This is a genomic window from Mycobacterium sp. MS1601, assembly GCF_001984215.1.
Classification (GTDB): Bacteria; Actinomycetota; Actinomycetes; order Mycobacteriales; family Mycobacteriaceae; genus Mycobacterium.
In genome coordinates this window covers 3,448,110-3,470,199 of the sequence record NZ_CP019420.1, presented here as the reverse complement: position 1 = coordinate 3,470,199, position 22,090 = coordinate 3,448,110, and the positions used below count along the sequence as shown (strand labels likewise).

Sequence of the window (22,090 nt, the reverse complement as noted above, 5' to 3'; positions counted from 1 at the left end):
GCTAACGTTTTTGCCAGCTCGTCAGATATGAACAGCGGCAACGCGACAGTGCTAAACCGTGGCATCTGTCCGGGAACTGCTGAAAGCATACCGGCGGCAGGCAGTACACGGCGGGATTTCACGCACGTTCAGTAACCGGCACGTCGCGTGACCTCCTGTCCCCGTCAAGCAGTTGCCAGGCGGACACTCGAGGTGTTGCACGAGTGTCCACGCCGGGTTCAGCAGTGTCTCGGGGGGAGCGCTGCTGAATGCGGAGAGCACGTCGCATTTCGCAATCGTGCGTACGGTGACCGACCTCGAGAACGCGGGGTCGACGCACTTCAACGACGAAATCGATGTCGAATCGACACGCGGTTCTCGACGACCTCAGGCCGGACAGAACCGCAAATCGCGTAGTGTAGTCCTTTGCCACAACCGCCCTTGGCATAGAGTCAGAACAGAGAAAATGGCTACTGATACCCCGGCGTACGGTGCGGGTTCCACCCGCACCCAGGTTGTCAGCGACGACAACGACCGCACTCCGAGCGTTGCCGTATCCGTTCCACCCCGAACCAGTCGAGCCGAGATCTGGGCGCGGATCTGGTTTGTGTTGGCCATCGGGACTCTTGCCTACTTCGTCCCGCTCAGCGAGGTCGGCCGCGCGGCATTCGCCGGTTCGCAGTCGGTGTACTTGGTGGTTGCCCCCATCCTGGCCGGACTGGTGGCGTCGGGTTACGTCCGCGCGCCGCGAGGTGCACGCGACTCCGACGCGGACTGGATCGCCGCACTGTTGCTCGCGGTGGGTGGCTTCGCCACTCTCTGGTTGATCGAAGACCGGCTGCCCACCATGGCAGCGCTGTGGCACACCGACAACATCGGGCTGATCCTCTGGGTCGCCGCATCCGGCATGGTGGTCTTCTCCGCCCGTCACATCCTGCGGATGTGGCACGTGTGGGTGCTCGGCCTGATCCTGGCGCCGGTGATGCCGTTCATGTTGGTCACCGCGCAGTTCGGCGGCACAGACACGGCCATCGCGATGACCGCGGCGAGCCTGGGCAGCCTCGCCGTCTATCTCGCCACACGTTTTACCGACATGCGCCGGCGGTTGCTCTGCACGGTGGCCAACGTCGCGCTGTCGGCAACTGCTGTCCTCCTGTTGGTCGACACGTCCCTTTATGTCTGCGTGATCATTTCCGCTGGCGCCGTTCCGGTGGTCGTCGTGCTCGCAGCGCACCGCCTGGCGCGCACACCTGCGGGCGACACTTCAGCGGCGGCAGCCTCACTGCCACACCGCAGGGTCCGCTCCTATGTGGCTCTGGTACTCGCCGCCGGCGCCATGCTCTGGGTACACCTACCCGTGCCCCGTTCCCAGGTCATCGAGAGCGTGCCTGTGGACTGGATGGCTACCACCGCACTGGATCCCGTCGAGAACTTCGACTTCATCACCGACTTCGTGGGCCCGGATGCCACCTTCACCCGCTACCGGGCACCCGGCGGCGCAGGCGAGTACCAGACCGTGGTCGACGTCATCTCCTCACCCAATCTTGCTCGGCTGCAGGACTTCTCCGATGCCGTCTGGTACCCGACGTCGGCCCCGGTGAACTACCAGCCCTACGAGGGCGGCCCAACCGCGCCGCGCGGCATGCAGACCGCACACACCGATGCGGAGACCGCTGAGACCGGCGATGCCGCGAACTGGAATGCGGTCACCTGGATCTGGCAGTCCGGCAACGCCTTTCAGCGCGTCACCGTCGTCACCAGCCAAACCAGGGGCCAACCGGCACCACAGCCACGCCCACTGACCGTGCAGAACGTGGTGATCGAGCCCGCGCTGTGGCTGACCCGTCAGCAAGAGCTGCAGGCCGGTGCGGTGGATCCCATCGTCACAGCCAGCACCGATGTGGTGGTCAAGCGCCTGCTCTCCAACGGTACGCCGCACTCGGTGGCTGTCCCGAGTTCCTAACGCGCAGTTCGTGAGCCGCCGCAACCCCTGTGGCGCGACGGGCGGTTCAGCTGCGCCACGGGTTGGCCGGCACGACTCCACGACACGCCATGCGCGGACAAATGTGACTGAGCTCACACCATTTGAATTTGTTTGCTAGATTTGCATCATCTAGCCTTTTTTCCAGGTCGTCAGTATTGTCTTCACATTGGCGATGCGATGCTGACCCGACACTTCAAGGTTCGAGCACCGTGCGCCACAGGTTCCACTGCTCCGGTTCGTAGCGGCAGGCCCGTCCCGGGGGCCATCACCGCCACGTCGCCACTTCTCCTGCCAGAGGGGCGAAACGACCGACCGCTTGCCCACCGCCGTGTCACCGCGAGACACGGCTCGAACCGAGAGCTGAGACCAATGTCCATCGATCTGCCTCTCTTTCGTCCCGACCCAGCCGCCGGCGCGGGGCGCGTGGACATGGATGAGTTCGAATACGCTGTCCGGCCCATCCGTTCCCGCGTCAATCCCGAACTCTGGGCCAGGATCTGGTTCGTTCTGTTCGTCAGCGCGCTGGCCTACTTCGTACAACTCAGCGAGATCGGCCGCGCCGCGTTCGAGGGGTCTCAAGCGGCGTACCTGGTGGTCGCCCCGGTGCTGGCAGGTCTGGTAGCAGCCGGCTACAGCCACCCCCGCGCGGCGTCATCGACGCGGAATCCGACTGGATCGCCGCCGCGCTGCTGGGAATCGGTGGGATCGGCGCGATCCTCCTGGTACAGAACCGACTGCCCACGTTGGCTGCGCTGTGGCACATCGACAACATCGGGCTGCTGGTCTGGGTGGCCGCCTGCGGCACCGTGGTGTTCTCCGCCCGCCATGTGCTGCGGATGTGGAACGTCTGGATTCTGGGTCTGGTACTGGCTCCCGTGATGCCGTTCATGCTGATGACCGCTCAGCTCGGCGGATCCGACACCGCCATAACGGTGGTATCGGCTGTCGTCGGCACCATCGCGGTGTTCCTGGCCTCTCGATTCGTCTCCCTGCGCTTGCGCCTGCTGGCGACGCTGGGCAATCTCGTCCTGTCCCTTGCCGCGGTCTTCCTGCTTGCCGATACCGGTCTGTACCTCACCGTGATCGTCGCCGCCGGTGCCGTGCCGCTGATCGTCGTGCTGACGTTGCACCGCATCAACTGGTTGCGGCGCGATCCCGACTCGGTTGCCACGGCCTCGACGCTGCCGACGTGCAAACCCCAGTCCTATGGCGTGCTGGCTGTCCTGGCCATCGCGATGCTGTGCATCCAGCTGCCGATCACGCGGCCCGCACCGGTAGATGTCGTTGCCGCCGACTGGGTGCACAAGAGCGGACTGGAACCCATCGAGAGCTTCGATTTCATCACCCGCTTTCTGGGCCCCGACGCCAGCCTGGTGCGCTACCGCGTACCCAACACCCCGGAATCCCACGAATCCGTGGTCGACATCGTCACCACGTCTGATCTGGCTCGCCTGCAAGACTTCTCGAACGCGGTCTGGTATCCCTCCACCGTCCCGGTGAACTACGCGCCGGTGGACGACGGTGCCGAAAGCCCGGCCGGTGCCAGATCCGCACACAGCGACGCGGACTCGGCCAGGGACGAGAACAGCGCGCACTGGAACGCTGTCACCTGGGTGTGGCACAGCGGCGAGGTGTACCAACAGGTGACCGTGCTGACCAGTCAGACCGCGGGCGTGACGCCACCTGCTCCACGAGAATTGACGGTTGACAACACCCTGATCGAGCCCTTCTTGTGGGTGACTCGCCAACAGCCGACCGGAGCCGCCGCCGTGGAGTCGGCAGTCGGTGACGCAACCGCTGCTGTGGTCAAGAGTCTCCAATCCGAAGCAGGCTCGGACCCCGCCGGGACCACCACCCATGCTGAATGAGACCTACGAGGCCCGGCTGCCCGCCCATCTGTCCGCACGAAGCGCGCTGAACCGTCGCTCGATCGTGCGGATGATGATCGTGCTGGCGGTGATCGTTGTTGCCATCGCGGTGATCCCCTCCCAGATGGCGACCATCCTCACCAGCGTGATCGCCGTGTGTTATCTCTTCACCTCGCTGGACCGGAACTGGTTGCTGATCAAAGGATTCACCTCCCCGTCACTCGTCACCGTCAGCGACGAAGACGCACTGGCGATCCCCGACGAGGAGCTGCCGTTCTACACGGTGCTGGTGCCGGTCTTCAACGAACCGACGATCATGCAGTACCTCAACGCCGGGGTCGGCCGATTGGACTACCCGGCGGACAAACTGGAGGTGCTGCTGCTGATAGAGGAAGACGATCTAGCCACCCAGCTGGCCATTCAGGACATGAGCCTGCCGTCGATCCGGGTGGTCCTCGTGCCGCCCAGCAATCCCAGGACCAAACCCAAAGCGTGCAACTACGGCATGACGGTCGCCGATCCGCGCAGCGAAATGGTGACCATCTACGACGCCGAGGACATCCCCGAACCCCTGCAGTTACGTCGTGCGGTGGTCGCGATGCGTCGCGCCACCACCGACATCGGCTGCGTCCAGTGCCGGCTGGGTTACTTCAACGAGAAGCAGAACCTCTTGACGCGCTGGTTCGCCCTCGAGTACGACCAGTGGTTCGGCATCGTGCTGCCGGCTATCCAGGACTCGAAATGTCTTGTGCCGCTAGGCGGTACCTCTAATCACATGCGTACCGCAGTGTGGCGAGAGGTGGGCGGCTGGGATGAGTACAACGTTACCGAGGACGCCGATCTCGGTGTGCGGCTGGCCCGGTACGGCTACCACACCATCATCCTGGATTCGGTGACACTGGAAGAGGCGAACTCCGACGTCATCAACTGGATCCGGCAGCGATCCCGTTGGTACAAGGGCTATCTGCAGACCATGATCGTCCATCTGCGCCATCCCCTCCAACTTCGACGTGAGATCGGCACCAAGGCGATCCTGCGGTTCATCTCGATGACCGGTGCAGTCCCGCTGGGCAATGCCTTCAACTTGCTGTTCTGGTTTGCGCTGCTCTGCTGGATCGCAGGTCGGCCGCCCCTGGTCAACACCTTCTTCCCGCCGACGACGTACTACCTGTGCCTGGTGTTGTTCATCGTGGTCGCTCCGTTGGCGGTGTTCGTCGGGCTGGTGGTCTGCCACGCCCAGGGCAAGCCCTACCTGTGGTGGGCCGCAATGTGCGTGCCGCTCTACTGGATCCTGCAGTCGATCGCTGCGATCAAGGCGATCTACCAGCTGATCTTCCGCCCCTTCTTCTGGGAGAAAACCGTTCACGGCCTCTCCGAAAGTCCTGTTCTACCAGCGCATTCGCCTGGAACTTCTGATGGAGAAAAACAATCGTGAAAGCATCGCTGCTACGTGCGACCGGTTTGGCCGGCGCACTGACGCTGACCGCCGGCCTCAGCCTCCCGCAGGCACTTGCCGAGCCGACCAACACACACACCAACTCATCGCCGAGCGCCGCCGCGCCTGCCAACAAACCCGGCGTCTCTCCAGCCATCGGTTGGCGGCAACTGGGCATGTCCGACCAGGTGGACCTGACCGGCGCCAATCAGACCAACGACGTCACGATGCCGGTGCCGGCGGGTGTACGTCCGTTGACGTTGACCGGTCAGATCAGTACGGCCATCGACACGGCGGGACGGATCGACATCCTCGGTACCGACAACACCCAGGTCGCCAGCATCCCCATCCCCACAAACCTGGACACAAAACCCTTCTCGGTGAACATCTCCAAGGCGGAAGTGGCCGATGATGCCGCGAAGCTGCGGTTCGTGATCCGCGACTACGACAACAACAGCACCGACAGCTGCACCCATCCGCCCGAGGTGACACTGAGCGGGATCGCCGCCACCTACTCGGGTGATGCCGTGTACCCGACCACGGTTGCCGACTTCCTGCCCGGCTATCTGGACACCGTGACCATCCGACTCGGCGCTGATCCGACGCCGGATCAGCAGCAGGCTGCCGTCTCGCTGGTTGCGAAACTCTCCCACATGTATCGACCGATGCCGGTACGAATCGACGTCGACACCTCCGCTCGCCCAGCGGCTTCCGAAGCCACCCCCGCCACCAGCCGGGTCATCGAGATCCGCGACACCGGCGAACCCGGTGTGGTGGTCGAAAAGGGCGGAACTGCCGAGGCTCTGCTTGCCATCACCGGCGAAGGTCCGGCGTTGCTGCGCCAGGTTCAGTTGTTCACCGATCGCCGCTTCTCCCTGGCACAGACGTCCACCGCATCGGTGACGTCGGCGTCCGAGCAGCTGCCTGCCGCGACTGACACCATGACCTTCTCCCAATTGGGCCTGAGCGGACAGGCCTCGGTGCTCAACACCGCGACGGTGTACACCGGATTCGACGCCACGGCATTCGGGGTCGGCGAGATCCAATCGGCGAAAGTTCATCTGATGGCCGACTACACGCCGGTGGTCGACAGCGAAGCATCGATGTTGGTGCGTTCAGGCGATGAGGTGTTGGCTTCCACCCGCCTGGACGAGTCCGGCAGGGTCGACCTGAACCTCGACATCCCCGCCCAGGCGATCTCGTCGAACGTGGGGATGGCCATCGAACTCCGGTACTTCCCCAAGCGACAGTGCGCACCGTTGACCGACAGAATGACGTTCGTCGTCGATCCTGAGTCCACGGTGACCGTCACCCCCGGCACGGGCAACCGCGGCGGCTTTCCCGCCACACCGATGGCCTTCTCCCCGGATTTCAGTGTGTCGGTGCAGGATCCGGCTCAGATCCGGTTCGCCGCGCAGGCAATCCAGCTGATGGCACAACAGTCCACCGTTGCTCTGCGACCCAACGTGGTGCCGCTGGAAGAAGCAGCGGCCAACTCTGTGGGCCTGGTCGCGGTGGCGTCACCCGCGGAACTCAGCCGACTCGGCATGAACCCGCCGCTGAATCCGGCCGAACCGCTACGCGTAGACGGCACCACGATCACCGAGGTCGACGTCAAGAGCGCACTCGGGGTGGTGCAGACCTTCACCCATGACGACCGGATGGTCTTGGCCATTTCCGGCGACGACCCGCTTCTCGAGCGCGATTTCGACTACATCCGCAGTCTGGAGAACGGATGGGGGTCGCTCAGCGGTGACGTGGTGGCCACCGGCGCTGAAGGCGACACCGTGAACCTCACGATTCGAGCCGGCGGTTACCTCGAGAACCAGGTGCTTCCCAGCGACGCCTGGAAGCTGTGGATGTGGGCCACCCTGGCCGTCGCCGGCGTGGCTGTGGTGGGCGCGGGTGCGGTCCTGCTCGTGCGGCGCCAGCGCTCCGGCAACAAGTCAGCGTGAGCACCCTCTCGCTTCCGGCCCCGGCCACCCCGGGGCCGGGCGTCGAGCGGGCACCGGGACGGCAGGACTCTCGGTGGCCCGGGTTCGCGCTGTTCCTGACCTTGGCCGCAGCATATTTCACCGCCGGGGCGGTGATGGCGCTGCGGTATGACCTCTACGAGCCCGACGCCTTCAGCCGGGTGGCCAACGCGGCGTACACAGTGATGAGCCGTGACCCCCACCTCGGCGCCGTCGGCTTCGTGTGGAATCCGTTACCCAGCCTGGTGCAGATCCCGTTGCTGCCGTTGAGCCACTGGTGGCCGGAGTTACGCAGCTACGGGCTCGCCGGCATCATGCAGAGCGCCGCTTTCATGGCCGGTGCTGCGGTGCTGATCCGCCGGATTGCGTTGGACCGCAACGTGGGCCGAGTCTGGTTGTGGGTAGCCGTGTGCTGCTTCGCACTGAATCCGTTCGTCGTCGTCTACGGCGCGTCCGGCATGAGCGAGGCCGCCATGCTGTTCTGCCTGCTGTGGTGCACCCGCAGGCTGCTGCTGTGGGTCGAGACCCAGCATGTCGGTGATCTCGCGGTAGCGGGAATTGCCCTGGGCGTCGGATATCTGACCCGCTATGAGATGGTGCCCGCGGCGTGCGGAGCCGCCGCCCTGGTGGCGTGGATTACGTTCACTCGAGCACCCCGCGAAACACGCTGGCACTCAGCAGCTTCGAGCGCAATGATCGTGCTCATGCCTGTCGTGCTGGCCGTCGGGTTGTGGGCGTTGACATCGTGGATCGTCACCGGTGAGCTGTTCGCCACCATTTCGTCCCAGTACGGCAATGCCAGTCAGATCGCCACGGCCCTCGAGCGCGGTGGACTGGCGACGAACGCCAACGGATACGTGGTCGGTCAGCGTTTGTTCGGCATGCAACCGTTCGTCGGCCTTGCCGTGGTGCTCGCCGCAGTAGCCGCCGCGCTCCGGAGGCGCACCGACGTCCTGGTTCCGGTGGTCACTTTCGGTGCCGTGTTGGTGTTCGCGGCCTGGGGCCACTACTCAATGGCGACGTTCGGCTGGTTTCGGTTCTACATGCCCGCAATACCTTTGGTGATCGTCATTGCGTTGGTCTGCTGGCTTCCGAACGCCGACGCCGCCCGCATGTGGCGCCTCGACACCGCGTGGACGCGAGTGGCAGCGGGGTTGTTGGTCGCCTCGGTGTTGGTCGGATTTCCCGTCACGGCCCACTCGATGCTGCACCGCGCGAACACGACGAATCAGCCACTGCTGCTGGGGCTCAATTCGCTGATCGATCCGCAGAACTACCCACCCGAGAAGTACCGGCAGCTGATGGCTTCGGATCAGCTGCTGGCCGGCTGGCTGGACCGGCAGAATCTCCCCGCCGGGGCGGTGCTGACCGACACCTTCATCAGTTCGCCGGTGTGGCTGGCCTCCGATAATCCCAAGCAGTTCCTGGTCACCAGCGACTATGACTTCACCGCGGCGCTGAACCGGCCGTGGAAATTCGGAGTGCGCTACATCCTGGTGTCGGATCCGGCAGGCAACGCGGCGAAAGACGCGATCACCCAACGGTATCCGACGATCTGGAATGACGGCGCCGGCCTCGGAACACTGGTCCACGTCGCCGGGCAGTCGGGTCGTCAGTGGCGGCTGTACCGCGTCGAGGAACCCGACGACCCGACTGTGTCACCCAGGCCTGGCGGCTGATCAGCCCAGCTTGCGTAGGCGGGGTTCCAGGTCGCGTTGGAACAGCTCCAGGAACCGGCGCTGATCATGACCCGGGGCATGAAACACCAGGTGGTTGAGACCCCAGTCCACGTAGTCCTTGACCTTGGCCACGGCCTCATCCGGGTCGGAGGCCACGATCCAGCGTTTGGCGACCTGCTCGATGGGCAGCGCGTCGGCGGCTTTCTCCATCTCGATCGGGTCGTCGATGGAGTGCTTCTGCTCGGCGGTCAGTGACAGCGGCGCCCAGAAGCGGGTGTTCTCCAGTGCTGCCTCAGGATCAGTGTCATAGGAAATCTTGATCTCGATCATCCGGTCCACACCATCAGGATCCTTACCCGCCGCCTCAGCACCCTCACGCATCGCCGGAATCAACTTGTCCCTATACAACTCCTCGCCCTTACCCGAAGTACAGATAAACCCATCACCAGCACGACCGGCGTACTTGGCCACCTGCGGCCCACCCGCAGCAATGTAAATCGGAACACCACCCTCAGGCACGTCATAAATCGAGGCACCCTTGGTCCTGTAATACTCACCCTCAAAATCGACCCGATCCCCCAACCACAACTCCCGCATCAACCGCACCGACTCCCGCAACCGGGCAAACCGCTCCCTGAACTCCGGCCACTCACCGGTAAAACCCGTCGCAATCTCATTGAGCGCCTCACCCGTACCCACACCCAAGAAAACCCGGCCCGGATACAAACACCCCATCGTGGCAAACGCCTGCGCAACCACCGCCGGGTTATACCGAAACGTCGGCGTCAACACCGACGTCCCCAACAGCAACCGCTCAGTACGCTCCCCCACCGCCGTCATCCACGCCAACGACCACGGCGCATGCCCACCCTCATGACGCCACGGCTGGAAATGATCACTGACCGTCGCACTATCCATCCCATGCGACTCAGCCAACACCGCCAACTCCACCAACTCACGCGGCGCAAACTGCTCCGCCGACGCCTTGTAACCCAATTTCAGTTCAGCCACGGTTTCATTTCTACTCCTCGCTTGGTATGGGAGCCCGCGGCGGTGCAGTCTTGTGGCCCCGACCGATGCCGCAGACACCGTTAAACTCCCAGCCATGGCGGCCTTGGAGAACAACCTGATCCAGGTGAGCGACACCGTGTACCTCGCGCGCACCCGCCTGGTGAACTGGACACTGGTGACCGGCGACGACGGCCTGATCCTCATCGACGCCGGCTATCCGGCGCAGCGCGACGAGGTTCTGGCCACCATCCGCCAGGTCGGTTACGACATCGCCGATCTGCGGGCAATCCTGTTGACACATGCGCACATTGACCACTTTGGTACCGCAATCTGGTTTGCCGCCCAGTACGGCACCCCGGTCTTCTGTCATGCCGACGAGGTGGGCCACGCGAAGCGTGAGTACCTCGAGCAGGCCTCGCCGGTGGACGTCGTTCTGCAGGTTTGGCGGCCGCGATGGCTGGCGTGGTCACTCGAGATCGTCCGCAAGGGGGCCTTCGTCCACGACGGAATTCCGACCGCCGAGGTGTTCAGCAGTGAGATCGCGGCCACCCTGCCGGGTCAGCCGCAGGCCATCCCGACGCCCGGACACACCGGCGGCCACTGCTCCTACGTGGTGGACGGGATGCTGGTCAGCGGCGATGCACTGGTGACCGGGCATCCCACCTCGACCACGCTCGGCCCGCAGTTGTTGCACAAGGTGTTCAACCACGACGAAAAAGGTTGCGCCCGAAGCCTGAACGCCCTCGCCCAGCTGGAGACCGACGTGTTGATCCCCGGTCACGGCGAAATCTGGCGCGGACCCATTCACGAGATGGCCGATCAGGCGCTGCGCCGGTAGCCGGACCCGTTGCGTCACTGCGCAACTGGATCGCGCGCTATGACCAGGTGTCCTGCTGTTCCCCCACCGGGGCGCAATCATGCTGACGCTGGCGTGCCCGCAGAACTATCGCCGCGTTGAACATCATCCACACCCCGACCACCACAACGACGGTGCCGATCCACCCGCCGAACCACAGTGCGGCGGCGACACATGCGACGATCGTGACCGATGCCAGGACAGGTAGGTTCCCGAGGAGCCGAAGAAAAGTAGTCACCCCGCTCCCCTCTGGCCGCGCTCATGTTTGCTGCGGGTCTCACATTACACACAAATAGCTGCAAAACCATATCTAGTTGCGATAGCAATTAAATAACTACGAACTCCGCTACGCGCTGGCCAGACCCCACTGCTCGGCGATCAGTTGATGGCTGCGCAGCCGGTCGGCATGGTCGTGCGCCACCGAGGTGATCACCAACTCGTCGGCCGCCGCCACACGCTGCAGAGCGGTCAGGCGGGCTGTCACTTCGGCAGGGTCTCCGACGAACTGCGTCGCTGTGCGGTCGAGGACGACGGCGCGCTGTTCGTCGGTCAGCGGCGGCACGGAGGCCGGATCCGGGTAGGGCGCCGCACCTCCACCGGCGCGGATGGAATACACCCAGTGCCCAAAGCTGGAGGCCAACCGGTGCGCGGTGGCACTGTCGTCGGCAGCCAGCACGTCCGCAGACACCACCACATAGGGCTGCGCCAGCGCAGCCGAGGGCCGAAATGCGTTGCGGTAGGCCGCGATCGCATCGAGCGCGGTGGCCGGGGTGATGTGGTAACTGGCGACGAACGGCAGCCCGAACCGACCCGCCACCTGGGCACTTTGGCCGCTGCTGCTGCCGAACACCCACGGCACCAAACCACTGCATTCGCCGGGCACCGCATGTACGTCGAACCCGGATACCGTGTGCGTGCCGTCGAGCATCGCGAGAATGTCGGCCACCTGGTCGGCGAAATCCGGTGCGACAGCTTCCGGTTGCTGCAACAGCGCTGTGGTGGCTCGCAGCCGTTCACCACGCAGGAACGCAGCGACGTCGAACGGTGGCGGGACCACCACATCGCCGACCTCGCGCCATTCGGTGGACGGGACGGGCTTGGGCGTCTGCTTCTTCTGAGCCTCGGTGCGCAACTGACCGGACCTGCCGACACCGAGGTCGATGCGACCGGGGTGGAACGCGGCCAGCGTACCGAAGCTCTCGACCACAGCGCCGGCCGTGGTGAAACCCAGCTGCACCGCTGCTGCCCCGACGTGAATAGTGTTGGTGGCGGCCGCAATCTGGCCGATCAACACCGCAGGCGCCGAACTGGCGACGGAGACGAAGTGGTGCTCGGCCACCCAGTACCGGGAGAAGCCCCACACCTCGGCATGCTGGGCGAGGTCGACAGTGTTACGCAGCGCCGTCGGCGCATCGGAACCAGCACTCACCGGCGACAGATCGAGGATCGACAAGGGCACGCTCACGCGGATACCTCCCGGGTCAGAGCCTTGACAAAGGCAATCGGGTAGACCGGACCTTGCGTCGGCAGTGGGGCATCAAGCCGTTGATAGCCCAGCGAGGCGTACAGCCCCTCGGCCTCCGGTTGGCGGTCGCCGGTCATCAGATAGATCCGGCGATAGCCCCGCCGGGCGATCTCGGCCTCGAGTTCGACCATCATCATCGTGGCCAGCCCTTGTCGACGGGCGTTGCGCGACGTCCAGATCCGTTTCAGTTCAGCGGTGGGTTCCCCGTCCACGTCACCGAAGCGACGAAAGGCGCCGCCGGTGACCGGGCTGCCCTCGGCGTCCACTCCGATGAGCAGACCACCGTGCGGCGGGACAAACTCGTGCGCGGGGTAGTTCTGCAGGCTGTGCAGGTGCGCATCCTCGGCGCCGCCGTATCGCTGTGAGTACTCGGCAGCCAACTCGGCCAACAACGGCACGGCCAGCACGTCGTCCTGCGCCACCTGGACGAAGCGCACTTCCCGACCGGTCATCACTCCAGGGTCCAACGCCGCGCCGGCGAATGCATTCCGGGGGTCACCTTCGACTCACCCTGAGCGAAACAAAGCCGTGGCGAGAGCTTGTCCCCAAAAACTTGACAGGTGTAAAGTTCGGCCTCATGGACAACATCCGAGGCAAGACCATCGTGATCACCGGAGCCGCCCGCGGAATCGGCCTGGCCACCGCCAAGGCACTGTTGGCGCGAGGCGCGCGGGTGGTCGTCGGCGACCGCGACGTCGCCGTCCTAGACAAATCGGTCACCGAACTCAACCGCCTCGGACAGGTCAGCGGTTACCCGGTGGACGTCACCGACCGCGAGTCCTTCGCCGTGTTCCTCGACAAGGCCAGAGCCGACGGGGGTGGCCACATCGACGTCCTGATCAACAACGCAGGTGTGATGCCCATCGGGCCGTTCCTCGATGCCACCGAACAGGCGATCCGCACCTCGGTCGAGGTCAACTTCTACGGCGTGCTGACCGGCAGCCAGCTGGTGCTGCCGGAGATGGTGAAGCGCCGCAGCGGCCACATCGTCAACATCGCCTCGCTGGCCGGCCTGCTTGCCCTGCCGGGGCAGGTGGTCTATGCGGGCACCAAGTTCGCCGTTGTCGGACTCACCACCGCGATGGCCGACGAGTTCGCCCCACAGGGCGTGCACGTCAGCGTGGTGATGCCCACGTTTACCAACACCGAGCTGACCTCCGGCACCAAGAACACCGGCGCCCAGAAGCCCGTCGAGCCCGAGGACATCGCCGCCGGCGTGATCAAGGCCCTCGACAACCCCAAGATCACCCACCTGTCGGTGCCGGGTCCGCTGCGGTACGTCGGCATACTCACCGCCCTGCTCCCGCCCAGGGGCAGGCGCTGGCTGACTAAGAAGTTCGGCAACGACGACGTGTTCCTCAAGTTCGACACCGCAGCGCGGGCCGCCTACGAGAAGCGGGCCCACAGCGCGGTCGGGGTGGTCGAGGACTAAGCCGACGCCGGTTTTCCGTTCCCGCCACGGCACAGGATCTCGGCGAGTTCTTCCCGCGACGATGCCCCCACACGCTGGCAGGCCCGCAGGATGTGCCCTTCGACAGTGCGGGGCGAACTGCAGGTGCGTTCGGCGATCTGCTTGTTCGACAGCCCCGCCACCACCATCTCGGCCACTTCACGCTGCTTGGGGGTCAGCGGTGTCGGAGTGGGCGGCGTGCGGGTGGCGGGCGTGGACAGCCCGCCACAGTCCTTGGCCAATTGCGCGGCGATGGACGCCGCGAACAACCCGCGGCTGCGGGACTGAGCGCCGGTGAAGGTGACGGCCGCCTGCGCTGCCGCGTCGGCAGCGGTGGCCCGGTCTCCCACCGCCTGGTACGCCTGAGAGGCGGCCAGCAGCCCTTCGCCATCGCGGTGGTGCAATGATTCCGCGTGCAAGGCAACAGCATCCGCCAATGGCAACTTGAGTTCGTTGGCCAGTTCCCGGGCTCGGCGCGCGATCTCGGGCAACTGCTCACTGGCGCCCCACTGGGTGGCAGCCTGCAGGCACGCCAGCTCATGGGTGGGCTGACCACGCCCCGCGGCGATCCGCCGCTCGGCCAACACCGTGTCGATGGCTTCGGCCAACCTGCCGCCCGCCACCAGCGCCCAGCCCTTCGCGATGGCCAGACCCGTCTGCATGAACAGGAAGTCGGGCCGCACCACCTTGTCCAATTCCGCCAGCATCTCCGCCGCGGCCCTGGCCTGACCCAGCTTGGCGTGCGTCTCGGCCAGCGCGAAGGTGCATGCCGGCTTCAAACCCGTTGTGATGCCGTGGTTCTCGACGCCAGCCAGCGCTTCGTGCAGAAGCCTAGCCGCAACCGACAGGTCGCCGCGCATCAGTTCTGCGCTGCCCAACAGGAACACCAGGTTGGCGTACGCCAGCCCCGGCATGTCCCTGGCAAGCTCTGACAACACATCGGCGGCACGTGCGCAGTCCTCGATGCGCCCGGTGAGCCGGCACGCCCGGGCGTACACACCGCCGAACCAGAACCGCATGTGCGCGCTCTCATGCGACGTGGCAGCCCGATCCAGTGACGCAAGCGCCACGGGCGTGATGTCCTCGGCATGGCCCAGCGCACCGCACGCCATCATCAGCGCCACCGACGCCAGCAGGTGCTCCAGATCCGAGAGCAAGCCGGAATCCAGAGCGGCCCTTGCCTTCTGCTCGGCATCCGAGCAGCGAGCCAGTACCGCGTCCAGGCAGGCTTCGACAGCGAACCGCGACATCTGCTCGGTCTGGGTCTCCGCCCCGGCGGCCAGGGCGGCCAGGATGTCTCCTGCGGCGTGCGGATCGGCCATCATCCAGATCAGGTTGGCGGCCCGCAGCACCGCCCACCGGTGGCTGTCGCTGGTGCCGTCGCGGCTCAGCTCACACAGCAGGTCTTCGGCCTCCTGACCGCTGCCCGCCAGGAAGCGGTTGACCGCACGGATCTCGACCGCCTCGGCCGAGCCGGACTTGGCGGATTCGGCGGCAAACCGTTCGGCGAGATCGAGATCCAGCAGCCGCATGGTGTGCCGGGCGGCATCCAGGTACAACTCGGCGTCCGGCGGCAGGTCCGACTCGAGGTTGAGCAGCGCCCGGCGCACCACGGCCTGCGGATCCCTGTCGGCGCCACCTGCCAGCCGACCCGCCAACCGGCCACGGACCTTCGACAGATACATCTCACCCGCGCGTGCCCGCCGCAGTTCCCCGAACAGCGGATGAGCCAGCCGCGCCTGCAGTCCGGCGCCGGTGCGCTCGACGGTGATGAGATGCATCCGCTCGGCGATCTCGAGGTTGCCGCGGCCCACCAGCTCGGTCAGCAGGTCCACGTCCAGCGGCTCGCACTGCGACAGGCTGTCGACCACCAGCGCCAGCTCCGGTGGCAACTGGTCGAGCTGGGTGCCCACCAGATCACTCATGCTCTGCGAGACGGCCACACCACCGTGCCAGATCCACACACCCGCAACCTGACGGAGATTGCCAGCGGACGCCTGGTCTTTGGCGAGCTGTTGCAGGAACAGGGCGTTGCCGCCGGTGAGCCTCCAGAACCGTTGCGCGCTACGGGCATCCATGGGCCCGCCGAGAATGGATTCGACCATGGCCCTGGTGGATTCCGGCGACAGCGGCTCCAGGTCCAGCCGGGCCAGCAGGCCGTCCTTCCACAATGCCTTGATGGCATCCGGGGCCTCGGCACCGGTGCGAACAGTGACGACCAGCCGCGCTTCCCGCGTCTGCGCCAGCTGGTGCACCACATGCGCAGAGAAGCAGTCGAGCAGATGGGCGTCGTCGACCCCGATCAGCACCTTGCCGGTGCGTTGCTGGGCGACAAGCGAACTGATGACACGCCGCACGCTCGGAGCAGGCTCGGTGGCGGCGTCGCCCACGGCTGCGCTGAAGGCACCCAACGGGATGGGACGCGCCGAGGCGGTAGCCACTATCCAGCTGGTGCGCACGCCGGTAGCGGCGGCCTGCGCCAACTGCTCGCGGGCCAGCCGAGTCTTGCCGACTCCGGCGGCACCCGCAATCACCACTCCGGAGTAGTTGCCCGCCCCGCTGAGCGCACGGCGCATGGCCGTCAGTTCACTGTCCCGCCCGGTCAGCGCGTCACCGCTGATCACGCGCTCAGCATAGACTCCGAAGGCTGCGCGCGTGCCGGATTATTCAGGCCGCGCTGCGCACGATGCGGCCAGGAGAGACCAGGGCCGGGCAGGGGTACCGGGGACACAGAGCCAGCGCACGTCAGCCCAGCGCGCGGTCCAGGTCCGTGATCAGATCCTCGGTGCCCTCCAGCCCCACGGAGATACGCACCACCCCGTCGCCCAGGCCGATGGCAGCCCGGCCCTCGGGCCCCATGGCCCGGTGGGTCGTGGTGGCCGGGTGGGTGATCAGGGACTTGGCGTCGCCCAGGTTGTTGGAGATGTCGATGATCTGCAACTTGTCCAACACCTCGAATGCCCGCTGCTTGGTGCCACCGGCGAGTTCGAACGTGACCACCGTGCCGCCGCCCGACATCTGCCGCTTGGCCAGGTCATACTGCGGATGCGACGGCAGGAACGGGTATTTGACCCACTGCACCGACGGGTGTGCCTCCAGGAACTCGGCCACGCGCTGCGCCGAGGAGTTCGCATAGTCCACCCGCACGGCCAGCGTCTCCAGCCCCTTGAGCAGGGTCCACGCGTTGAAGGCGCTGATCGCCGGTCCGGTGTGGCGCATCAACGTCTGCACGGGGCCCTCGATGTACTCCTTGTCACCCAGGATGGCGCCACCGAGCACGCGGCCCTGGCCGTCGATGTGCTTGGTGCCGGAATACACCACCACGTCGGCGCCCAGCGGCATACCCCGCTGCAGCAGCGGAGTGGCGAACACGTTGTCCAGCACCACTTTTGCACCCGCGGCGTGCGCCATCTCCGACACCGCGGCAATGTCCACCAGCGACTGCATGGGGTTGGAGGGGGTCTCGAAAAATACTGCCTGGGTTGGCACCGACAGCGCCTGCTCCCACTGGGACAGGTCGTCACCGTCGACGAACACGGTCTCGATCCCCCAGCGCGGCAGGATCTCGTTGCACACCACAAAGCAGGAGCCGAACAGGCTGCGGGCGGCCACAAGTCGGTCACCGGCCTTCAGCAACGCGCCGAGCGCGGTGAACACCGCAGCCATGCCGGAAGCCGTCGCGAATGCCGCGGGCGCACCTTCGATCAGCCGCAGCCGCTCCTCGAACATCGATATCGTCGGGTTGCCGTAGCGGGAGTACACGTAGCGGTCGATCTCGCCGGTGAACGCCTTCTCGGCGTCGGCCGCCGAGGAGTACACATACCCCGACGTCAGGTACAGCGCCTCGGCGGTTTCCTCGAAACCCGACCGCAGCAATCCCCCGCGCACACCGATGGTGGCCTGGCTGACCCCGTCGGGCAGCGGTGTCGGGATGCGGACGCTGGGGACCTTGTCCTCACTCATGCGCGATCGGCTCCCTTGCTCGTGCCTCGCTGGACACTCATGACTGCACCCAGGGCAGGCCGATCGCACGCCACCCGGTGGCGCCGCGGTGCTTCTGCTCGTCGAGGTTGCCCTCGAAACCGTCCAGCACGTTGTACGACGGGGCGATCCCGGCGGCGGTGGCGGCCTCGGCCGCGCCGATGGAACGGTTGCCCGAGCGGCAGAGGAAGATCACCGGGCGCTCACCCGGTTCTATTCCGGCGGCCACCAGGTCGGCGACGAAGTTGTCATTGTGAGTACCGGCAGAGGTGTTCCACTCGATGAACACGGTCTCGCGACCCAGACCGGAAAGGTCAGGCACTCCGACGAACTTCCACTCGGCGTCGGTGCGACAGTCGACCAGTACCGCGTCAGGGTTGTCGCTGAGAATCTTCCACGCCTCTTCGGGAGTGATATCGCCTGCATAACTCACAGACGCGAGTTTTCCACATCTGCGCAGGCGCCCGCGTCACTGTCCCGGCGTACACACCTTCCACTGCCCGTCTTCGCGGGCGAACGTGGTCTCAACGGGCACCAGGTGATCCGGCGCATTGTCGAAGTGGTAGGTCACCGTGCCGGTGGCTGTGTCGCCGTCGATCGTGACACCCGAGACGCCGTCCACGTAGCGCTGACCATTTGAGTTCACCGACTCCTGCTGCGCTTGAAGCACTTTCGATTCCTCACCCACCTCGGCCGCACAGGTGTAGGTGGTGAAGTCCGCGTAGTCGGCGCGTTGCAACGCATCGTTTTGCGCGATGGCCGCCTGGGCCACCACGTCGACCTCGGGAATGTCGTCACCTTCGACGAACCGCACCACAACGATGCCGGCAATCACGATCACGATGATCGCGAGGGCGATCATGAACGGCCACGGCGTGGCTCCGACCGAGTTCTCCGGCTCTTCCTTCGGGGTTTTTGTCATGTCTCCCACAGTCTGCGTAGTGCCGTCGAGACCTGTCGCACCCGGTCCCGCGCGGTGGTGACGTCGACGGCGGTGGACAACCCGAGGCTGAGCCTGCGCCGCGACGGGCCCGCCCAGCCGTCCGGCCTCGTGTACAGCCGTGCGTCACTCTCGGGGATCTGCAACGCAGCTGCCAGGCCCGCCACCACGTTCCGCGCGTCGGTGGTCCCGGTGCCGTAGACGAGTTCCGCCGCCGCCGGCGAGATCATGATGGTGTCCACCGGAAGTCCCAGCACAGCGCGGGCGTGCAAGTCGAACACGTCGAGGCGCTGTGAGCGCAGCGTCACCATCGCGCTGTCGGTGGGCCGGGCGCTGACATCCGAGAAATACACCTCGTCACCTCGGACCAGCAGTTCGACAGCGAACACCCCGCGCCCGCCGAGCGCATTGACCACGCGGGCGGCGATGGACTTGGCGGCATCCAGACCAGCAGAACCCATCGGCTGCGGCTGCCAGGACTCCAGCACCAGCTCACCAGCGAACCCGTCGACCTGCCGGTGGCCGATCGGTTCACTGAAATGCAGCACACCATCGCCGGTCCGGACGGTCAGCAGTGTCAGCTCGTAGTCGATCTCTACGACGGTCTCGGCCAGCACCCGGTTGTGGGTGAAGCGCCCGCCCACCGACACCGCCCGGTCCCAGGCCGGTTCGACGTCATCGGGACGCAGCAACACCGACTGTCCTTCACCCGGCAACGCCACCAGCGGCTTGACCACCAGCGGGAATCCAGCGTGGTCAGCGATGGCCCCGAGTTCCTGCACCGAATCGGCGAACCAGAACGGCGCGGTCGGCAGGCCGAGGTCGTCGGCGGCCAGTCGTCGCAGACCCTCGCGGTCCAGGGACAGCCGCGCGCTGCGGGCGCTGGGCACCACGTCGGCGCCGTCCGCCTCGACGGCAGCCAGTGCGTCCGTGGCCACCGCGTCGGTGGCGGTCACCACGTAGTCGGGCCGCACCGCGGCCACCAGCGCCGAGAGCTGCTCGGGATCAGTGAGTTCCGCCACGTGCGCGTCGTCGGCAACCGAATGCCCCGACGCATCGGGGTGGCTGTCTGCGACCACCACTGCCGCACCCAGTCGCCGGAAAGCCACCACCAGGTCGTGACCGTTCTCCCCTGCCCCCAGCAACAGCACCGTCGGAACCTGGCGGACCTGCGGGGTCTCCTCCGCGACCGTCTCGTCGGTGTCGTCGGTGTCGGCTCGCAGTTCGGGATCGGTGTCGATCTCGGGCACGGACTCGTCGCCGTCAGCTCCAGGTACACCCCCCTGGCTCACGGGCACCTCCTGGCTCTGTCCTGCATGCTGTGCGTCCAAGGATAGGTTGCGGGCTCGAGGAGGTCGGTCGGACATGGGTGCCCAGACGTTGGCGGTGTTGGTGGCCGCAGTGATTGTGGCGGCGCTGGCGCGACGCCACAACCTGTCGTCGCCGCTGCTCCTGGTCATCGTGGGGCTGGCAGGCGGGCTGATCCCCGGGGTGCCGATGATCACCCTGGAACCCGACCTGGTGCTGTTCGTGTTGCTGCCGCCGCTGTTGTGGTCGGCGGGCCTGGAGAGCTCCTCTGTGAACCTGCGCCGCAACAAGCATTCCATCGGCATGCTGGCGGTGGGTCTGCCCCTGGTCACCACCTTCGCCGTCGGGGTGGTGGCCTACGAGCTGGTGCCCGATCTGACGTTGGCCGCCGCATTGACCCTGGGCGCCATCGTCGCGCCGCCGGATGCGGTGTCGGCCACGGCGATCGGCCGCCGACTCGGCCTGCCACGCCGGATGATGACCCTGCTGGGCGGGGAATCACTGCTCAACGACGCCACCGCGCTCACGGCCTACAAGGTGGCGCTCGCCGCGGCCATCGGCACCGCGACCAGCTGGGACCGCGCGCTGGGCACATTTGTCCTCGCGGTGGTCGGCGGGGTCTTGGTGGGTGTGGTGCTGGGGCGGGCGATCGATATGGCCCGAAGCCGGCTCGACGATCCCCTGGCCGAGAGCGCGCTCGGGTTGGTGGCCCCTTTCCTGATCTACCTGATCGCCGAGGAACTGCACGGTTCCGGCGTGCTGGCCGTGGTGGCAGCGGCACTGGTGGTGGGCCAACGCTCCACCCACGCCGGCTACGCCACCCGACTGCAGGACGACGCGGTGTGGAAGGCGCTGCAGCTGCTGCTGGAGTCGTTTGCGTTCCTGCTGATCGGACTGCAGCTGCCGAAGGTGATCAGTGAGCTAGCGGGGATCTCGGCGGCCACCCTGCTGGTGGCGTCGCTCGGAGTGCTGGCCACCGTGATCGTGGTGCGCATCGTGTGGGTGTTCCTGTGCGGGTACGTCCTTGTGCGACGAAGCACCCGCCCCCGGGCCTCGCATGTCTTCGTGGTGGCGTGGGCCGGGATGCGCGGGGTGGTCTCGCTGGCCGCGGCGTTCGCGGTGCCGCTCACGACATTGTCCGGCGACGTATTCCCCGGCCGACCGCAACTGGTGTTCCTCACCTTCGTGGTGGTGATCGGCACACTGCTGCTGCATGGGCTGACCCTGCCGTGGCTGATCCGCGCTCTCGGTGTGCAGAGTGATGAAGCTCGGACCGACGCTCTGGCAGCGACCGCCGCGCAGGCCCGGGCCAGTGCCGCGGCTGCCGAGCGCCTGGACCAGCTGATCGAGGAGCAACGCCGCAGCGGTGAGTGGTCGGAGCTCAACGAGCGAGCCGCCGAGGTGCTGCGTCGGTGGAACACTGCCCGCGGGCGCGGGCAGGAACACCTGGATGAGCAGCCGGCCGCGGTGTTTCGCCGGCTGCGGCTGGAGATGCTGGCCGCCGAGCGGGCTGCGCTGATTCGGGAACGCGACGAGGACCGCATCGACGACGAGGTGCTGCGCACCCTGTTGCATGGTTTGGACCTCGAAGAGGCCACGCTCAATCGGCAGTGAGTCCCGCCTGGAATTCACGCATGGCGGCGACCAGCGCAGTGAACACCCGATGCGCGGCGGCCAGGTCGCTCTCCGGCAGCTCGGCCAGCGCGGCGCGGGTGTGCTCTGACAGTGGAGTGAAGAAGTCCCGGCCGACCGCCAGTCCGTGTTCGTCGTACCGCAGGATCACCTTGCGCCGGTCGGTCGGGTCGGACTCGCGGCGCAAATGGCCCGAAGCGATCATGCGCTCCACCAGATAGGTGATGGCGCCGCCGGTCAGGCCCATCCGCCTGCGAAGTTCGCCGGCCGTCAACGGGTCTCCGGCGTCGTCGGCAACGAGCACGTGCACCAGGGCACGGAAGTCGGTGGCCGACAGGTCGTGCATCCCGGCGAACGTGCGGCCGATCTGTTCCGACTCCGCCGAGAGCGCCCGTACGTCGGCGGCCAGCAATCCCTCCAGCTGAGCTCGCGCGGTCATGGCGTGAGCATAGTTCACTTGCTAAATGGT

At 66.0% G+C, this 22,090-nt stretch carries 18 protein-coding genes; 8 read left to right on the top strand and 10 right to left on the bottom strand.

The genetic code is table 11. The features are described 5' to 3' along the window. The first annotated feature begins 445 nt into the window (after positions 1-445). From BVC93_RS16885 to BVC93_RS16865, 5 genes are all read left to right on the top strand, one after another. Positions 446-1,942 (top strand): hypothetical protein, encoded by a 1,497-nt coding sequence (locus tag BVC93_RS16885; protein ID WP_083738481.1) that lies wholly within the window; start codon positions 446-448, stop codon positions 1,940-1,942. Positions 1,943-2,706: 764 nt separating this feature from the next. Continuing rightward, positions 2,707-3,831 carry a hypothetical protein gene (locus BVC93_RS16880; RefSeq protein ID WP_083738480.1) on the top strand — a complete coding sequence of 375 codons (1,125 nt, stop codon included), beginning with the start codon at positions 2,707-2,709 and terminating at the stop codon, positions 3,829-3,831. Further along, on the top strand, positions 3,821-5,266 hold the full coding sequence (locus BVC93_RS16875) for a glycosyltransferase family 2 protein (RefSeq protein ID WP_083738479.1): 1,446 nt from the start codon (positions 3,821-3,823) through the stop codon (positions 5,264-5,266). Before BVC93_RS16880 ends, BVC93_RS16875 begins: the two co-directional genes overlap by 11 nt. Then, the gene (locus tag BVC93_RS16870) at positions 5,263-7,221 is read left to right on the top strand and encodes a cellulose biosynthesis cyclic di-GMP-binding regulatory protein BcsB (RefSeq protein ID WP_236949999.1); all 1,959 of its coding nucleotides are present in this window, start codon (positions 5,263-5,265) and stop codon (positions 7,219-7,221) included. Before BVC93_RS16875 ends, BVC93_RS16870 begins: the two co-directional genes overlap by 4 nt. After that, positions 7,218-8,918: an ArnT family glycosyltransferase gene (locus BVC93_RS16865; protein WP_236949998.1), complete on the top strand. Its 1,701-nt coding sequence runs from the start codon at positions 7,218-7,220 to the stop codon at positions 8,916-8,918. Before BVC93_RS16870 ends, BVC93_RS16865 begins: the two co-directional genes overlap by 4 nt. Here BVC93_RS16865 and fgd read toward each other — a convergent pair whose 3' ends face one another. Continuing rightward, positions 8,919-9,929 (bottom strand): glucose-6-phosphate dehydrogenase (coenzyme-F420), encoded by a 1,011-nt coding sequence (fgd, locus tag BVC93_RS16860; protein ID WP_083738478.1) that lies wholly within the window; start codon positions 9,927-9,929, stop codon positions 8,919-8,921. It lies immediately after the preceding gene. 94 nt (positions 9,930-10,023) lie between these two features. On the opposite strand from fgd, the gene BVC93_RS16855 reads away from it, so the two are divergent. Beyond that, positions 10,024-10,767 carry an MBL fold metallo-hydrolase gene (locus BVC93_RS16855; RefSeq protein WP_083738477.1) on the top strand — a complete coding sequence of 248 codons (744 nt, stop codon included), beginning with the start codon at positions 10,024-10,026 and terminating at the stop codon, positions 10,765-10,767. A gap of 37 nt (positions 10,768-10,804) precedes the next feature. Here the strand turns inward: BVC93_RS16855 and BVC93_RS16850 are convergent, their stop codons facing one another. The 3 genes from BVC93_RS16850 to BVC93_RS16840 all read right to left on the bottom strand — a co-directional run bounded on the left by BVC93_RS16850 (position 10,805) and on the right by BVC93_RS16840 (position 12,762). Further along, positions 10,805-11,023 carry a hypothetical protein gene (locus BVC93_RS16850; protein WP_083738476.1) on the bottom strand — a complete coding sequence of 73 codons (219 nt, stop codon included), beginning with the start codon at positions 11,021-11,023 and terminating at the stop codon, positions 10,805-10,807. Positions 11,024-11,131: 108 nt separating this feature from the next. Continuing rightward, the gene (locus BVC93_RS16845; RefSeq protein WP_083738475.1) at positions 11,132-12,250 is read right to left on the bottom strand and encodes an LLM class flavin-dependent oxidoreductase; all 1,119 of its coding nucleotides are present in this window, start codon (positions 12,248-12,250) and stop codon (positions 11,132-11,134) included. Further along, positions 12,247-12,762, bottom strand: a complete 516-nt coding sequence (locus BVC93_RS16840; protein WP_083738474.1) for a GNAT family N-acetyltransferase — start codon at positions 12,760-12,762, stop codon at positions 12,247-12,249. Before BVC93_RS16840 ends, BVC93_RS16845 begins: the two co-directional genes overlap by 4 nt. A gap of 125 nt (positions 12,763-12,887) precedes the next feature. On the opposite strand from BVC93_RS16840, the gene BVC93_RS16835 reads away from it, so the two are divergent. Continuing rightward, entirely contained in the window at positions 12,888-13,742 is an 855-nt protein-coding gene (locus tag BVC93_RS16835; protein WP_083738473.1) for an SDR family oxidoreductase, read from the top strand. Here BVC93_RS16835 and BVC93_RS16830 read toward each other — a convergent pair. The 5 genes from BVC93_RS16830 to purT form a co-directional block, all read right to left on the bottom strand. After that, the gene (locus BVC93_RS16830; protein ID WP_192860017.1) at positions 13,739-16,384 is read right to left on the bottom strand and encodes a helix-turn-helix transcriptional regulator; all 2,646 of its coding nucleotides are present in this window, start codon (positions 16,382-16,384) and stop codon (positions 13,739-13,741) included. The two genes, BVC93_RS16835 and BVC93_RS16830, sit on opposite strands and share 4 nt — an antisense overlap. Positions 16,385-16,505: 121 nt before the next feature. After that, complete coding sequence (locus BVC93_RS16825) at positions 16,506-17,723, bottom strand: O-succinylhomoserine sulfhydrylase (protein WP_083738472.1); 1,218 nt, start codon at positions 17,721-17,723, stop codon at positions 16,506-16,508. A 37-nt stretch (positions 17,724-17,760) separates the two neighbouring features. Beyond that, positions 17,761-18,174: a rhodanese-like domain-containing protein gene (locus BVC93_RS16820; protein ID WP_083738471.1), complete on the bottom strand. Its 414-nt coding sequence runs from the start codon at positions 18,172-18,174 to the stop codon at positions 17,761-17,763. A gap of 36 nt (positions 18,175-18,210) precedes the next feature. After that, a complete protein-coding gene (locus tag BVC93_RS16815) occupies positions 18,211-18,663 on the bottom strand; it encodes an Rv0361 family membrane protein (protein ID WP_083738470.1) in 453 nt (150 codons plus the stop codon). After that, complete coding sequence (gene purT / locus BVC93_RS16810) at positions 18,660-19,973, bottom strand: formate-dependent phosphoribosylglycinamide formyltransferase (protein WP_236949997.1); 1,314 nt, start codon at positions 19,971-19,973, stop codon at positions 18,660-18,662. Before purT ends, BVC93_RS16815 begins: the two co-directional genes overlap by 4 nt. 73 nt (positions 19,974-20,046) lie before the next feature. Here purT and BVC93_RS16805 point away from each other — a divergent pair, with 73 nt between their 5' ends. Beyond that, positions 20,047-21,603 carry a Na+/H+ antiporter gene (locus BVC93_RS16805; RefSeq protein WP_083738469.1) on the top strand — a complete coding sequence of 519 codons (1,557 nt, stop codon included), beginning with the start codon at positions 20,047-20,049 and terminating at the stop codon, positions 21,601-21,603. On the opposite strand, the gene BVC93_RS16800 is transcribed toward BVC93_RS16805, so the two are convergent. Then, positions 21,590-22,060 carry a MarR family winged helix-turn-helix transcriptional regulator gene (locus BVC93_RS16800; protein WP_083738468.1) on the bottom strand — a complete coding sequence of 157 codons (471 nt, stop codon included), beginning with the start codon at positions 22,058-22,060 and terminating at the stop codon, positions 21,590-21,592. The two genes, BVC93_RS16805 and BVC93_RS16800, sit on opposite strands and share 14 nt — an antisense overlap. Positions 22,061-22,090: the final 30 nt, after the last annotated feature.

Excerpts from the sequence above, each read along its gene's own strand:
- BVC93_RS16885 (WP_083738481.1), top strand. The coding sequence starts at position 446 with ATGGCTACTGATACCCCGGCGTACGGTGCGGGTTCCACCCGCACCCAG.
- BVC93_RS16875 (WP_083738479.1), top strand. The coding sequence starts at position 3,821 with ATGCTGAATGAGACCTACGAGGCCCGGCTGCCCGCCCATCTGTCCGCA.
- BVC93_RS16855 (WP_083738477.1), top strand. The coding sequence starts at position 10,024 with ATGGCGGCCTTGGAGAACAACCTGATCCAGGTGAGCGACACCGTGTAC.
- BVC93_RS16840 (WP_083738474.1), bottom strand. The coding sequence starts at position 12,762 with ATGACCGGTCGGGAAGTGCGCTTCGTCCAGGTGGCGCAGGACGACGTG.
- BVC93_RS16835 (WP_083738473.1), top strand. The coding sequence starts at position 12,888 with ATGGACAACATCCGAGGCAAGACCATCGTGATCACCGGAGCCGCCCGC.
- BVC93_RS16825 (WP_083738472.1), bottom strand. The coding sequence starts at position 17,723 with ATGAGTGAGGACAAGGTCCCCAGCGTCCGCATCCCGACACCGCTGCCC.
- BVC93_RS16815 (WP_083738470.1), bottom strand. The coding sequence starts at position 18,663 with ATGACAAAAACCCCGAAGGAAGAGCCGGAGAACTCGGTCGGAGCCACG.
- BVC93_RS16805 (WP_083738469.1), top strand. The coding sequence starts at position 20,047 with ATGGGTGCCCAGACGTTGGCGGTGTTGGTGGCCGCAGTGATTGTGGCG.
- BVC93_RS16800 (WP_083738468.1), bottom strand. The coding sequence starts at position 22,060 with ATGACCGCGCGAGCTCAGCTGGAGGGATTGCTGGCCGCCGACGTACGG.